The 13,469-nt window shown below is 70.3% G+C and carries 12 protein-coding genes and 1 rRNA gene; 8 read left to right on the top strand and 5 right to left on the bottom strand.

Annotated elements, in window-relative coordinates; translation table 11 throughout:
• Window positions 1–102, top strand: a 5S ribosomal RNA gene (gene rrf, locus JIG36_RS20085); the annotation flags it as partial.
• Between the two features lie 188 nt (window positions 103–290).
• The gene (locus tag JIG36_RS20090) at window positions 291–1,472 is read left to right on the top strand and encodes a phytase (protein ID WP_236047819.1); all 1,182 of its coding nucleotides are present in this window, start codon (window positions 291–293) and stop codon (window positions 1,470–1,472) included.
• Between the two features lie 164 nt (window positions 1,473–1,636).
• Here JIG36_RS20090 and JIG36_RS20095 read toward each other — a convergent pair whose 3' ends face one another.
• Window positions 1,637–2,170: an RNA polymerase sigma factor gene (locus tag JIG36_RS20095; RefSeq protein WP_203377893.1), complete on the bottom strand. Its 534-nt coding sequence runs from the start codon at window positions 2,168–2,170 to the stop codon at window positions 1,637–1,639.
• Window positions 2,171–2,218: 48 nt separating this feature from the next.
• Here JIG36_RS20095 and JIG36_RS20100 point away from each other — a divergent pair, with 48 nt between their 5' ends.
• Window positions 2,219–3,625 (top strand): serine/threonine-protein kinase, encoded by a 1,407-nt coding sequence (locus JIG36_RS20100; protein WP_236047867.1) that lies wholly within the window; start codon window positions 2,219–2,221, stop codon window positions 3,623–3,625.
• Here the strand turns inward: JIG36_RS20100 and JIG36_RS20105 are convergent.
• Both JIG36_RS20105 and JIG36_RS20110 read right to left on the bottom strand, forming a co-directional pair.
• Window positions 3,579–4,232, bottom strand: coding sequence for a hypothetical protein (locus JIG36_RS20105; RefSeq protein ID WP_203377895.1), 654 nt, complete (start codon window positions 4,230–4,232; stop codon window positions 3,579–3,581). The genes JIG36_RS20100 and JIG36_RS20105 overlap by 47 nt on opposite strands.
• 103 nt (window positions 4,233–4,335) lie before the next feature.
• Window positions 4,336–5,067, bottom strand: a complete 732-nt coding sequence (locus tag JIG36_RS20110) for a hypothetical protein (RefSeq protein ID WP_203377896.1) — start codon at window positions 5,065–5,067, stop codon at window positions 4,336–4,338.
• 108 nt (window positions 5,068–5,175) lie between these two features.
• Between JIG36_RS20110 and JIG36_RS20115 the strand changes: the two genes are divergently transcribed.
• The 3 genes from JIG36_RS20115 (at window position 5,176) to JIG36_RS20125 (ending at window position 7,966) form a co-directional block, all read left to right on the top strand.
• Entirely contained in the window at window positions 5,176–6,318 is a 1,143-nt protein-coding gene (locus JIG36_RS20115; protein WP_203377897.1) for a glycosyltransferase family 4 protein, read from the top strand.
• 11 nt (window positions 6,319–6,329) lie between these two features.
• Window positions 6,330–7,457: a glycosyltransferase gene (locus JIG36_RS20120; protein ID WP_307872811.1), complete on the top strand. Its 1,128-nt coding sequence runs from the start codon at window positions 6,330–6,332 to the stop codon at window positions 7,455–7,457.
• 143 nt (window positions 7,458–7,600) lie between these two features.
• Window positions 7,601–7,966, top strand: a complete 366-nt coding sequence (locus JIG36_RS20125) for a hypothetical protein (protein ID WP_203377899.1) — start codon at window positions 7,601–7,603, stop codon at window positions 7,964–7,966.
• A gap of 134 nt (window positions 7,967–8,100) precedes the next feature.
• Here JIG36_RS20125 and JIG36_RS20130 read toward each other — a convergent pair whose 3' ends face one another.
• Window positions 8,101–9,174: a hypothetical protein gene (locus JIG36_RS20130; protein ID WP_203377900.1), complete on the bottom strand. Its 1,074-nt coding sequence runs from the start codon at window positions 9,172–9,174 to the stop codon at window positions 8,101–8,103.
• A gap of 273 nt (window positions 9,175–9,447) precedes the next feature.
• Between JIG36_RS20130 and JIG36_RS20135 the strand changes: the two genes are divergently transcribed.
• Together JIG36_RS20135 and JIG36_RS20140 are read left to right on the top strand one after the other, a co-directional pair.
• The gene (locus tag JIG36_RS20135; protein ID WP_203377901.1) at window positions 9,448–11,337 is read left to right on the top strand and encodes a hypothetical protein; all 1,890 of its coding nucleotides are present in this window, start codon (window positions 9,448–9,450) and stop codon (window positions 11,335–11,337) included.
• Window positions 11,334–12,968 (top strand): hypothetical protein, encoded by a 1,635-nt coding sequence (locus JIG36_RS20140; protein WP_203377902.1) that lies wholly within the window; start codon window positions 11,334–11,336, stop codon window positions 12,966–12,968. Before JIG36_RS20135 ends, JIG36_RS20140 begins: the two co-directional genes overlap by 4 nt.
• Window positions 12,969–13,022: 54 nt before the next feature.
• On the opposite strand, the gene JIG36_RS53290 is transcribed toward JIG36_RS20140, so the two are convergent.
• A complete protein-coding gene (locus JIG36_RS53290) occupies window positions 13,023–13,415 on the bottom strand; it encodes a hypothetical protein (RefSeq protein ID WP_203377903.1) in 393 nt (130 codons plus the stop codon).
• Between the last annotated feature and the right edge of the window lie 54 nt (window positions 13,416–13,469).

Below are 13,469 nucleotides of genomic sequence, written 5' to 3' on the forward strand. Positions count from 1 at the left end.
GGAGGGGAAACGCCCGGTCTCATTCCGAACCCGGAAGCTAAGCCCTCCAGCGCCGATGGTACTGCACTCGGGAGGGTGTGGGAGAGTAGGACGCCGCCGGACTCAACGTGAACAGTAGGCCCACCCCACACGGGGTGGGCCTACTGCTTTTTGTGCCCAAAACGCGTTGCCGGGTTGATGCATGCGCGGGCTACCGTGGGTTGTTCAACCGGCGGTCATCCGCACGCCAGGTTTATCGGGGAGTGTCACTGGCTATGCGTCGTACCGTGGGGATCGTTGCCCTTGTCGCCTTGAGCACCGCCGTTGCCGCGCCTGCGCATGCTGGGGAGCGGCCCACCGAGAGCCAGCTGCTGGAGATCACGGCGTCGGTCGAGACGCCGGCGCTCTTCGACGACGAGGCCGGTGGGGATGCGGACGCCGACGATCCGGCGATCTGGGTCAACCGGGCCGACCGTGAACGCAGCCGGGTGATCGGCACGGCCAAGAACGGCGGGCTGCGGGTCTATGACCTGGCCGGCCGCGAAGTGCAGTCGATCTCGCCGCCTGAGGGTGGACGGTTCAACAACGTCGACCTGGTGACCGGGTTCGGGCGAGGGCGCCAGGACTACGCCGTCGTCACTGACCGCGGGCTCGACAAGCTTCGTATCTTCCGCATCGAGGCGTCGGGACGGCTCACGGACGTGACCGCGGTCGACGCACCGCTGCTGTTCTCGAAGGACGACGCCGAGGTCGAGACCCAGGCGACCGGGTACGGCCTGGCGACGTACGGGAAATATGCCATTGTCAGCCGTCGTCACACCACGCGTCTGGGAATCTTCCGGCTCGAGGAACGGAAGAACACCGTCTCCTACCGGATCACCGACACCCTCGACCTGCCCAAACAGTTCCCCCTCGCGAACGGCACGACCTGGACGCCGTGCCTCGAGCCGGGTGAGGAACCGCAGATCGAGGGCATGGTTGTCGACGCCGATGCCGGTGTGCTCTACACCGCGCAAGAAGACGTCGCGCTGTGGAAGATCCGGCTCGACCGGGATCAGTTCGCCGGCGTGCCGCGGATCGTCGAACGGGTCGCCGAGTTCGGGGCGAAGGGCACCTACGACCCGGAGACCGAGGAGTGCACGCTCGGCGAGCCCGCCCCCGAGGCCGGCCGCATCCGGGCCGACGTCGAGGGCGCCACGATCTATCCGACCGGCAAGCGGGACGGCTACCTCGTCGTGTCGAGCCAGGGCGACAGCAAGTTCTACGTCTACGACCGGCGCACCAACCGGCCGATCAAGAGCTTCCAGGTGATCGACGGCAAGCGGGCCGACGGTGTGCAGCACTCCGACGGCGCGGCCGCCACCAGCGTGGCGTTGCCCGGCTACCCCAACGGTCTGCTCGTGCTGCACGACGGCGAGAACAAGCCGGACGACGGCCGGGTCAGCACCAACTTCAAGTACATCGACTGGAAGAAGCTGGGCCTGAAAGGCTAGGAAGGCCCCGGCTGAGGAAGAAGAAGCTGGGCCGAAGGGCAGGGGCAGGGGCTGAAGGGGAAGCTGGGCCCGTGCGGCGGGGCTGAAGGGGAAGCTGGGTCGCCGGGGCCGGTCCCGCCCAGTCCCGCGTCGCCCAGCTGGAGGAAGCTGGACCCCGGGAAGGGCTATGCCCCGAGCAGAGACTTCCGCACCCGGCCCCGGGCTTGGTGGATGCGCGACTTCACGGTGCCCTCGGGCAAGTCGAGGTGGCCGGCGATCTCCCGGTAGTCGAGCTGGCAGATGTCCCGCAACACCAGCGGGGCCACCAACTCGGGCCGGTCGCTCTCCAGCAACTCCAGCGCGTCCAGCAGGTCGAGCCGGGAACCGGCGATCACGCTGGTCGTCCGCGGGTCGGCCACATCCACCGGCGGGAGCGCGTGGGCCTGCTCGGCCGCGCGGCGTTTCAACGACCGGTACGTCTGCCGGGAACAGTTCGCGATGATCACGTGCAGCCACGTCGAGAACTTGGACCGGCCCTCGAAGCGGCCGATGTTGCGGGCGACCTGGAGCAGAACGTCCTGTGTGGCCTCTTCGGCGTCCTGCCAGCAGGGCAGGAACCGCGAGCACCGCCGCAGCACGTTGGGCCGGATCTTGCCGAGCAACTGTTCGAGAGCCACGGCGTCGCCGCCCGCGGCCCGCAATGCGAGCTCTTCTTCCACGCTGCCCCCGTAAAGATCATCGACGGCCTCATAATGACGGTCGTGTCCATGCCCAGCAAGATCGGTCGATACCGCGTGGAACGGCGTCTCGGCGCCGGTGCCTTCGCCACGGTGTGGCTGGCCGAGGACGAGGCGCTGGAATCGTGGGTCGCGATCAAGGTGCTCGCCGACAACTGGTCGCACCACCCCGACGTACGGGCGCGTTTCGAGCAGGAGGCCCAGATCCTGCGCCGGGCCGACTCCGAACGGCTGGTGCGGGTGCTCGACATCGGGGAGCTGCCGGACGGGCGTCCCTATCTGGTGATGACGTATGCCGACGGGGGCACCCTGGCCGAGCGGATCGAGGCCGGTCCGCTGCCGATCACCGCCGCCGTGGCCATCGCCCTCGACATCACCCGGGCCGTGGCCGTGCTGCACGACTCCGGGGTGCTGCACCGTGATCTCAAGCCCTCCAACGTGCTGTTCCACACCGTGCGCGGCCGGCGCCGGGTGCTGGTGGCCGACCTGGGGCTGGCCAAGGAGATCGCGCACGCGTCGGGCTTCACCGTGGTGGCCGGCACGCCCGGCTACATGGCCCCCGAGCAGCAGGTTCCGGGCGGCGGGCTCGACGTGCGGGCCGACGTGCACGCGATCGGCGCCATGCTGTTCCAGATGCTCACCGGCCGTACGCCGAGAAAAGGCGGGACCGCGCCGGGAAAAGGCGGGACCGCACCGGGGAAAGGCGGCTCCGCGCCGTCGAAGCTGCGTCCCGGCGTACGGGGAAATCTTGATCGGGTTGTGCAGCGGGCGTTGGAGACTGATCCCGCCAGGCGCTGGCCCACCGCCGCGGCCCTGGCCGACGCGCTGGAGGGGGCCGCCGCGCCGCCGCCGGCACCGAGACGCTGGCCTCTTCGTGTCGTCGGAGTGGCCGTCGCGAGTGCCGCCGTCCTCGCGACCGGGAGTGCGGCCCTGGCCCAGCCGACCGCCGAGGGCTGGCAGCGGGTGACCGACGCCAGCGGTGTGCTCTCGGTCGCGGTGCCGGCCTCGTGGGCGCATCAGTTCGCCGACGGGGGCTGGGATCCGGCGGCCGTCGGCCTTCCGGCCGGACGATCACCGGGGCTCGCGGTGGGTGTCGACCTCACGGACTGGGCCAACCCTTCCGGTACGTCACCAGGTGTCTTCGCCGGCCTCAGCGACGCGGCGTCCGGGGCGGTGCTTCCCCCGCACAACGGCTGTGCCCGGGCCCCCGACCGCCGGATCGTCATCGACGGCCTGACCGGCCGGGTGCAGCGCTGGACGGGGTGCGGGGGCACGTCCACGTCGTACAGCGAAGTGGTGTTGTCGGCGTCCGGTGGCCGGGGTGTCTATCTGCAGATCAGGCAGGACGACCCCGGCGACCGCACGGACGAGGTGCTCCGCGGGGTGCGGATCATTCGTAGCAGCCGTACTTCTTCGACTGGAGCGCGACCGAGGTGACCTTCCCGTCACGGGAGATGTCGAGGCGGTAGACGGCGTCGTTGTTGCCGGGCACGTCCACCGTGCCGTGGCCGAACTTCACGCCCGGGTCGGCCGCGTTCTGCCAGTTGTTGTAGGCCATCATCACGTCGGCGTAGGTGCTGCCGATCCGGATCCCCTCCGGCGTGTGGATCGTGCCGTGCACGACGATGGCCGCGATGCCGCCGTCCTTGTTCCAGTAGACGTCGTTGACCGGGCTCGGGGTGCCGGTCACGGTCTGCTTGAGGCGCGCCCGCCACGGGCAGTTCGTGTCCGGCTGCGCCGCCCACCGCGTGATCAGGCCGGTCGCCGTGGCTTCGTCCCGGGTCATGCCGAGTTTCAGAGCGCCGTAGCCGGTCGGCCCGATCACCTTGGGGGTCGAGGGCTTCGACGACTTGGAGGTGGCGGGCGGGGCCGACGGAGACGACGGGGACGGGGACGACGACGGGGGCGGGGTGGTCGGCGCCGCGGAGGTGGCGGACGGCGGCACGGCCGGGGCGGCCACGCCGCTGACGTGCTCGACCCCCTTGGTGCATCCGGTCAGCAGGACGGCGCCGGCAACAGCAACGGCCAGGAGGGTGGTACGCATGATCGGGGTCCCCGTTCTCGTTCATCGCATGACGGTGTCGTTCAGTGCGATGCGGACCCCGGCAGACTAGTTCTCGAGATCAGGTCACGAAAATATAACGGCCTCAGAAGTGTTCGACCGTCATCGTTCCCACGCCCGACGTGGCGTCGACGTCGTAGCGTGCGGCCGCGCCGTCCCAGCCGTCCTGCACCCAGGACGACCCGCCGGCGACCCCGGTGTGGGTCTCCCCGTTGATCGTCACGCTGCCCGCACCCCCTCGGGCCGAGACCCGCACGGGCGCCTGGCCGGCCACCCGTACGGAAAGAAGGCTGGCACCGCCGCCCAGAGTGACCTTCTGGGTCCCGTCGGCGGCCGGCAGCACCACCGACGCGCGCGCCGTGCCGGCACTGAAGTTGACGTCGCCGCCACGCCCGCCGCTCAAGTCGACCGTCTCGTCCTGGGCGCCGCCCGCGAGCCGGACCTGCCACCGCACATCGTCGCTGAGCACGACGTCGAGAACCGCGGGACCACCCCGGCCGGTGTCGCGCAGGCCCGCCACCAGGTCGATCCCCTCGATCGCGGCCGTCGGCGCCACCTTCGAATCGTCCGGAGTGGACAATTCGTACAGATCGCCGCCGAGGTCGCCGAGCCGCACCCGGACGACGTCGGCGCCGCCGAAGAGCTGGAACGAGGACACGTCGCCGTCACCGCGGATGCGGTGCGAGGTGCCCTGGTGTTCACCCAGGACGTAGCCCGGCCGGTTCTCCGGGTTGCGGTCACGGCCGTCACCGCCCGCCCAGTCGCACCCACCGACCAGGCTGACCACCAGCACCAGCGCCACCGCCCGCGTCCTCACAGCGGGAAGGTACCCACCGCGTACAGCTCCTAGTCGTTTGACCAGCGTTCGGGATCCGGCCACGACTCGTACGGTGTGAAGGACATCGAAGACGCCCATCGTGACTGCATGCGAGTCGCTCTGGTCACGGAGTCGTTCCTCCCCGATGTGAACGGCGTCGCCAACTCGGTGGTGCGCACGGCCGAACACCTGCTTCGGCGCGGGCACCAGCCGATGGTGATCGCACCGCAACCACCCCCCGCGGTGCGCGATACTCCGGTCTCGGTCCCCTATCCGGTGGTCCGCATCGCTTCCCTGCCCATGCCCGGCTATCCCCAGATCCGGCTCGGCCTGCCCACCCCCACCCTCACCGGTGCCCTGCGGGCGTTCGGCGCCGACCTCGTGCACCTGGCCAGCCCGTTCGTGCTCGGCGCGTGGGGCATGCTGGCCGCCCGCACACTGCGCCTGCCCACGGTCGCGGTCTATCAGACCGACGTCGCCGCGTACGCCCGGGCCTACAAGGTCGGGATGACCGAGGGCGCCGCCTGGAAGTGGATCAAGACGGTCCACAACCTGGCCTCCCGCACCCTGGTGCCGTCGACCGAATCGGCCACCGCCCTGGACGCGCACGGCGTCGAGCGGGTGCATCTGTGGCGGCGCGGCGTCGACGACGAGCTGTTCCACCCGAGCCGGCGCAGCACCCAGGTCCGCCGCGAGCTCGCCCCGGACGGCGAGGTGGTGGTCGGATTCGTCGGCCGGCTCGCCGTCGAGAAGCAGATCGACCTGCTGGCCGACGTGAGCCGCCTGCCCGGCGTACGGCTGGTGATCGTCGGGGACGGACCGGCCGCGCCGCAGCTGCACAAGGCGCTTCCGGCCGCGACCTTCCTGGGTGTACGGCGCGGGGTCGAGCTGGCCGCGCTCTACGCCAGCTTCGACATCTTCGCCCACACCGGCCCGTACGAGACATTCGGTCAAGCCGTGCAGGAGGCCATGGCCAGCGGGCTGCCGGTGGTCGCGCCCCACGCGGGCGGGCCGGTCGACCTCGTCGACGACGACCGCACCGGCTTCCTGGTGCCGCCGTTCGTGGCCGAGGGCTTCACTTCCGCCGTACGGGATCTGGTCTCGGACCCGGGGAGGCGTGCGAGGTTCGGCGCCGCCGGACGGCAGGCGATCGAGGGTCGCAGTTGGTATGCGGTGGGCGAAGAACTGCTCGGCCACTACGGTGAGGCGTGCAATGTCGGTTACGTCGAGCGACGGGCGGTTGCCGCGTGAGAATTGTCCGGGTGGCGAACTTCGTGACGCCCCGGTCCGGAGGCCTTCGCACGGCATTACGCCACCTGGGCGCCGGTTATCTGGCTGCGGGACACGAACCCGTCCTGGTCGTTCCCGGTGCCGGCGAATCCGACGCGATGACCGATCAGGGCCGGGTGATCACGCTGCCCGGCCCGCTGGTTCCGGGCATGGGTGGTTACCGTGTGTTGCTTGACCGCGGCCGTCTAAGTTCGACGCTGAGTGAGCTGCGACCCGACCGCATCGAGGTGTCCGACCGGTCGACGCTGCGCTGGCTCGGGCGCTGGGCCAGGCGGCGCGGCATTCCGTCCATGATGGTCTCGCACGAGAGCCTCGACGGGCTGCTGCGGCTGTTCGGGCCCGGGATCAGCCGGCGCGCGGGTGACCTGATCAACGCGCGGACGGCGGCCGAGCACGACCAGATCGTCTGCACCACCCGGTGGGCGGCGTCGGAGTTCGCGCGTCTCGGCGTGACCAACCTGCGGCAGGTTCCCCTCGGTGTCGACCTCGACCGTTTCAGCCCCGCGAACCACGACGTGCGGATGCGTACGCTCTGGTCGGCCGCCGACGACGTGCTCATCCTGCACTGCGGGCGGCTCTCGCCCGAGAAGAAGCCACGCCGCTCCCTCGAGGCCGTGGCTGCCCTGCGCCGGTCGGGTGTCCCCGCCGTGCTCATCGTGGCCGGCGGTGGCCCGATGCGCAGCGCGCTCCAGTCCGAGGCAGCCGATCGGGGCCTTCCCGTACGGTTCCTGGGGCACCTCACCGACCAGGCGAAACTCTCCGCCCTGCTGGCCACTGTGGACGTGGCGATCGCACCCGGCCCGATCGAGACGTTCGGCCTGGCCGCCCTCGAGACGCTGGCCAGCGGCACCCCGGTGGTCGTCAGTGCCGAGAGTGCCCTGCCCGAAGTGATCGGCGACGCCGGCGTGGCCGCCCCCGGCGAGGGCCCGGCCTATGCCGAGGCCGTGCGCTCGCTGATGTCCCGCCCGGAGGCTGCCCGCCGGGCTGCGGCCCGCGCTCAGGCCGAGCTGTTTCCGTGGGCGCAATCGGTGGCCGGATTCCTGGCCGCACACGAAGCGCACCAACTACTTTTCCGTTTTCCGGCAAGCGAAACGTATTAGTGGCACTCGTCTTTTCGGCTATCAATCGTCCGGGTTACCCGGCGTGTTGAATGCCCTATTTCGCGGCTTCGGGATGCTTTCCTGATCATGCAACACGGAATCGGAAAGACATCCGCCCGGAAAGGGGAATCACCATGAACAAGATGACGCGAATCCTGATGACGGCCGGTCTGGGTCTGCTGGCCGGCGCGGCCTTCGGCGTCGGGCCGGCACAGGCGGCGGACGCCTCCTCCGCGGCTGCGGCCAAGTCTCAGCCGAGCCGGACGGCGCAGGCCGACCAGCACCGCGGCCGTGACGTGGTGGTCGGCTACTACCGCTCCTACCGCGCCTGTGAGCTGGCCGGACGCATCGGTGAGCGGTTCGGCCGGTGGAACGACTACGACTGCGACTACCAGCGCCGGGGCTTCAAGCGGGGCCTGTTCGCGCTCGAGGTCGAGCGGGGCTGGGGCTGGAACGACCGGGGTCACAACCGGGGTCACAACCGTGGCTGGGACCGCGGCCACCGCTGACAATTATTCCCCGCGCTTTGGTGAGCGACGCTGAGAAGGAGGCGCCCCGGAAGCCATTTCGCTGAGCACTCCCCGCAGGTCCCCGATCGTGGGCCGGACGCATTTGCGCCCGGCCCACGATTTGTTTTCGGGTCTTATTCCGGGAGGGGTTCGAGCATGGCCGCCTCGGCCGCGATCGCCTGCTGATAGAGCGTGTTCCACGCCGCGGCCTGAGCGGCCGCGTTCTCGCGCTCGCGCTGCCAGTCGGTGCGCGCGTCGAGCGAGGTCTCGGCGATCGTCAGCCAGTTGTCGCTGGTCGAGGTGGCCGCGGCCTGCGAGATCAGCAGCCAGGTGTCGGCCTGACGCAGGGCGACCTGCTCGGCGTCGGCCCACGCCACCTTGGCCGGACCGGTCTGCGCGCCCACCGCGTTCCAGGCGCGGGCCGCGGCGGCCCGCATCTGGGCCTGGGCCTCGCCGGCCGTCTCGCGCGCGGCCTTCTCGGCGGCCTGCGCCTCGATGACCAGCTTGGCCGACTGCACCCGCCAGCGGCGGTCCTCGTCGGCCAGCCGGGTGCGGAACATCTGCATGTCCAGGCCGGAGGCGCTGACCCAGCCGTAGCGGAAGAACTCGGCGACGTCGGCGTCGGTGGTGCCCGGCGCGACGGCCCGGCCGGCCCACGCGCGCACCTGGGCGCCCGGGTCTTCCGTGCTCAGCATGGTGACGTAGTCGCGGTCTTCCTGACGGATCAGCTCGGCCGCGTGGTTGTCGAACTCGATGTTGCGGCGGTCGAGATCGAGCGCGACCGCGTAACCGGTGCTGGAGAACTCGGCGAGCTCGGCGTCGGTGCCGATCAGTGCGTGCTTGGCCGCGGCGTTGACCCACGGGTAGGTCGTCGGCGGGTGGGTGTTGAGCATGCGGGTGGCGTAGGCCACGTTGCGGCTCCTGGTCGTGGCGGCCCGGGCGATGGCCGCCTCCCACCCGACGTTCAGGAAGTCGGTGATCGCCTGGGCGCCGGCGCTGGAGAGCAACGCGCTCCGGGCGGCGCTGCGGACCTCGAGGCGGGGCTCGTCGGTCGACAACCACTTGACGAAGAGGCGGTCGGCCTCGGCCGGGTCCCACTCGTCGGCCATGACCGACGCGCCGGACGGCACCGCGGCCCAGGACACCGCCGGGACGGCGACGACGCCCATCACCGCGGCCAGCGCGAGCGCTGCTGCACGCGTACGCATATTCAGTTCCCCCGTGGATACATTTCACTAGATCGATCGCTCTGCGGTCGCGCCATTGAAGCATGAAAGCCCGTGCCCCGGGGGTGCGGTCCAACGACGTTGGTCACAGCGTTGCGGCCTTGTGCCCGAGGGTGACCGGCGGCTAACGTACCCGCCGACATCGATCTCCATTGCTCTCGTGTGGCTGTCCCCTGCGTGCGAACGCCAGGTCGAAGGCTGCCCGGGGCCGGTGGAGCTTTCGAACTCACCACGGGGACTAATTTCATGACATCGATGCACCGCTCCACTTGGGCGCGGCCGTTGCTGGCTGCCGGTGTTGCGGTGGCCGCTCTCACCGTCACGACCACCGGCGCCGCGCAGGCCGCACCTCGCCTGTCCGCGCAAGCCCTCGCCCAGGCCGCGGCCACCTATGAGCAGAAGCTCGCCGTCGCGGTGAAGTTCGGCCGCGGCGACGACTTCGCCCTGCCCGAGCTCGCCGACCGCGACTTCGTCGTGGCGATCTGGAATCTGGTCAAGGACGACGCGGACCAGGCCGAGGTCCGCCTCGCCGCCGAGGCCGCGTTCAGCGCCGAGCCCGACTCCATCGACCAGGCCTGCCTCCAGTTCATCGTGACCGGGGTCTACGAGGCGTTCGACCGTGACCTGGCCCGCGAGAAGCGTGAGGCGGACGAGAAGCGCGCCAGCGACGTGGCCCGCAGTGCGGCCGCGGCCAGCATCGACGTGGTGGCCGACGCGGCGCTGCTCAACGGGAGCGACGCTGACTTCGTACGGCTGATCTGGGAAAGGGTCGCCGACGACGTCAAGTGGCCCAAGGTGAAGGCGGCGGCGCGGGCGGCTCGCGACGGCAGCGACTCGGACCGGACGGCGTTCATCGCGGCCGGCATGGCCGCCGCCGCCCGGCAGGACGTCGACGACCGGATCGCGGCCGACGAGGCCAAGACCGAGGCCGAGAAGGCGGCGGCCCGGGCCCGCGAGGCCAAGAAGGCGGCGGCCAACCGGATCGGCCTGACGGTCACCGAGGAACTGCTCAACCTGCCCGACCGTGACTTCGTCACCGTCGTCTGGAACTTCGCCACCGACGGCACCGAGGTGCAGGCCGCGGCCATCATCGCCGCCCGCAGCCTCGACCCGGCCGTGTGGAAGGCGTTCATCGACACCGGCATCCACGACGCCAAGAACGCCGACATCCGGATCGCCCTCGAGCGCGAGGAGGCCGAGGACCGGCGGCTCGTGCAGGCCATCGTCGACCGGGCCGTGGCCAGTTCGCAGCGCGGCCTCGCCGCCGCCGCCCGCGCCGCGTTGGCCGGCGACGCGGCGACGGTCGCCTACTTCCTGCGCGTCGGGCAGTACCAGGTCGGCCAGGACGTCACGCAGTTCGCGCTCACGACCACGCGACTCGGCATGCTCACCGCGGACGGCACCGCGTACGTCAAGGAGGGTGGTCTCGACGCCCCCTGGGTCAAGCAGTACACGAACGTCAAGCAGCTGGTGCTGACCAGCAACCGGATCGGCGTGCTCACCAACGCCGGCGTCGCCCTGGTCAAGCTGGGCGGCCTGAGCGCCGGTTGGACGCAGCAGCACACCGGGGTCAAGCAGCTTGTGATGTCGGCCGACCGGATCGGCGTGGTGCGCACCGACAACATCGCCTGGGTCAAGCAGGGCGCACTCAACGCGGGCTGGGTCAAGCAGTACGACACCGCCGTCACGCAGCTGGCCCTGTCCGGCACCCGGATCGGCATCCTGCGCCCCGACCTGGTCGCCCTGGTCAAGGACGGCACCACCGCCTCGACGAACTGGAGCGTGCAGCAGGGCGCGGTCAAGCAGCTCGTGCTCTCCGGGACCCGGATCGGCGTGCTGCGCACCGACAACGTCGCCTACGTCAAGGAAGGCGCACTCAACGCGAGCTGGGTGACCGAGCACAGCGCGGTCCGGCAGCTGACGCTGGCCGGCACCCGCATCGGCGTCGTGCACACCGACGGCATCGTGCGGGTCAAGGAGGGCGGGCTGTCCGCGCTCTGGACCCAGGTGCGCACCAACTCGTACACGATGGCGCTGGAGACCAACCGCATCGCGGTGATCGCCAACGACGGTGTCGGCTACGTCAACTCCGGGACGGTCGCGTCGGAGTTCACCACCTTCAAGATGGCGGCGAACCCCTCATGAAGAAGCTCGCCCTGGCCGCCGGAGTAGCGGTCTCCCTGGTTCTCGGTGTGCAGCCCGGGTCGGCTCTGGCCGCCCCCACCTCGGTTGTCCTCGCCGCCTCGCAGGCTTCCTGGGACCAGAAGCTCGCCGTCGCCGTGAAGTTCGGCCTCGGTGACGACTTCGCCCTGGTCGAGCTGCCCGACCGCGACTTCGTCATCGGCATCTGGGACCACGTCAAGGACGACCCCGAGCACGTCGAGGTGCGGGTGGCGGCCGAGACGGCGTTCGCCGCCGCGCCCGAGGACACCGACCAGCTCAGCTACGAGTTCATCATCACCGAGGTGTACGCCGCGTTCGACCGTGACGTCGAGCGCGAGCGGCAGGAGGCCGAGGCCAAGCGGCAGAGCGACCTGGCCCGCAGTGCGGCCGCGGCCAGCATCGACGTGGTGGCCGACGCGGCGCTGCTCAACGGGAGCGACGCTGACTTCGTACGGCTGATCTGGGAAAGGGTCGCCGACGACGCCAAGTGGCCCAAGGTGAAGGCGGCCGCGCGGGCCGCTCGCGACGGCGCCGACTCGGACCGCACGGCGTTCATCGCGGCCGGCATGGCCGCCGCCGCCCGCCAGGACATCGACGACCGGATCGCCGCCGACGAGGCCAAGACCGAGGCCGAGAAGGCCCTGGAGCGGGCCCGGGCGTCGAAGAAGCTGGCCGCCAACCGGATCGGGATGCCCGTCACCGACGAGCTGCTCAACCTGCCCGACCGTGACTTCATCATCCGGGTCTGGAACTTCACGCCCGACGGCTCGGAGGTCCAGGCGGCCGCGATCGCCGCGACCCGCAGCCTCGACCCGGTGGTGTGGAAGGCCTACATCGACACCGGCCTGCACGCGGCGGTCGAGCGGGACATCCAGATCGCGCTCGAGCGCAAATACCAGGCCGACCGGGCGCTGGCGCAGCAGATCAAGGCGACGGCCACCAAGAACAAGGACCTGAACCTGGTCTACTGGACCGACAAGGCGCTGGCCGGCACCCCGACCCAGCTCGACGACTTCCTGCGCGCCGGCCAGTACGACCTCGACCTGTCCACCAGCTTCGGCGCCGGCGAGGTGCTGCCCAGCTGGTCGAACACGGTGGCGTGGACCGGCGGCATCGTCAACGTGAAGCCGATCTGCTGCACCCTGACCGGGCCCGAGCTGGGCGTGCGGAACGAGCCCGGGCACACCGGCTCGACCTCGCTCATGTACTCCGGCCTGGACAACAACACGACCAAGTCGTACGCGTACCTGAAGTCGATGGCGCTGAGCCGGATCACGGTCAAGTCGTCGACCAGGCTCTCGTACTGGATCTATCCGCAGTCCAACACCGTGCGTCCCGAGGTGAAGCCCGCGAACAGCACCTGCGTGGCGATCGACCTTCTGTTCAGCGACGGGAAGAACCTGCGGGACAGCTTGCTGAAGGACACCAAGGGCAACCGGGCGCACCCGGCGTTCCAGTGCAACAAGGTGACGGTCGGCAAGTGGAACGAGATCGTCGTGCCGTTGGGCGCGCTGGCCGGCAAGAAGGTCACGACGCTGGTGGTGGGCTACGACCAGCCCGGCAACACGGGCGGTTACCGCGGCCTGATCGACGACATCAAGATCGCCGACTGACGTTCGCTTCACTGTGGAGGGCGCGGAGCTTCGGCTCCGCGCCCTCTCGCCGTCTCAGCTGATGGTCAGGGTGTCGGCGACGTGGCTGGTGACGAAACCCCAGGCCGTGCTGCTGGTGTCCACCCGGTTGGCGAGCCCCTGCCAGCCGGCCGCGGTGGGGTCGGTGGTGCTGCCACCCTGGACGTTCCGGGTTCCCATGGTGACCCCGACGAGGCCGTAGCTGCCGCTCGGGAACCGGAAGAGCACCGCGCCGCCGCTGTCACCGTTCGCGCCGCCGCCCCGGACGCTGGTCGTCACGAGAAGGCCGTTGTCCCAGGCGTTCGTGGCTTCGATCGAGCGCCGGACGTCCCGCGTCGGGTCGCCGCCGCCGCTGGGCGAGGTGGTGCCGAATCCCCACCGCTCGACCTGGTCGACCCCGAGGAAGCGGGAACCGCTGAGCACCGGCATCGGCGGCACGTTCTTGACCGGATTCCGCAGGTGCAGCAGGGCGACGTCACAACG

Source organism: Paractinoplanes ovalisporus (genome assembly GCF_016834655.1).
Classification (GTDB): domain Bacteria; phylum Actinomycetota; class Actinomycetes; order Mycobacteriales; family Micromonosporaceae; genus Actinoplanes; species Actinoplanes ovalisporus.

Coding starts and splice junctions, on each gene's coding strand:
- JIG36_RS20100 (WP_236047867.1), top strand. CDS start 2,219: ATGCCCAGCAAGATCGGTCGATACCGCGTGGAACGGCGTCTCGGCGCC.
- JIG36_RS20105 (WP_203377895.1), bottom strand. CDS start 4,232: ATGCGTACCACCCTCCTGGCCGTTGCTGTTGCCGGCGCCGTCCTGCTG.
- JIG36_RS20115 (WP_203377897.1), top strand. CDS start 5,176: ATGCGAGTCGCTCTGGTCACGGAGTCGTTCCTCCCCGATGTGAACGGC.
- JIG36_RS20125 (WP_203377899.1), top strand. CDS start 7,601: ATGACGCGAATCCTGATGACGGCCGGTCTGGGTCTGCTGGCCGGCGCG.
- JIG36_RS20130 (WP_203377900.1), bottom strand. CDS start 9,174: ATGCGTACGCGTGCAGCAGCGCTCGCGCTGGCCGCGGTGATGGGCGTC.
- JIG36_RS20135 (WP_203377901.1), top strand. CDS start 9,448: ATGCACCGCTCCACTTGGGCGCGGCCGTTGCTGGCTGCCGGTGTTGCG.
- JIG36_RS20140 (WP_203377902.1), top strand. CDS start 11,334: ATGAAGAAGCTCGCCCTGGCCGCCGGAGTAGCGGTCTCCCTGGTTCTC.
- JIG36_RS53290 (WP_203377903.1), bottom strand. CDS start 13,415: ATGCCGGTGCTCAGCGGTTCCCGCTTCCTCGGGGTCGACCAGGTCGAG.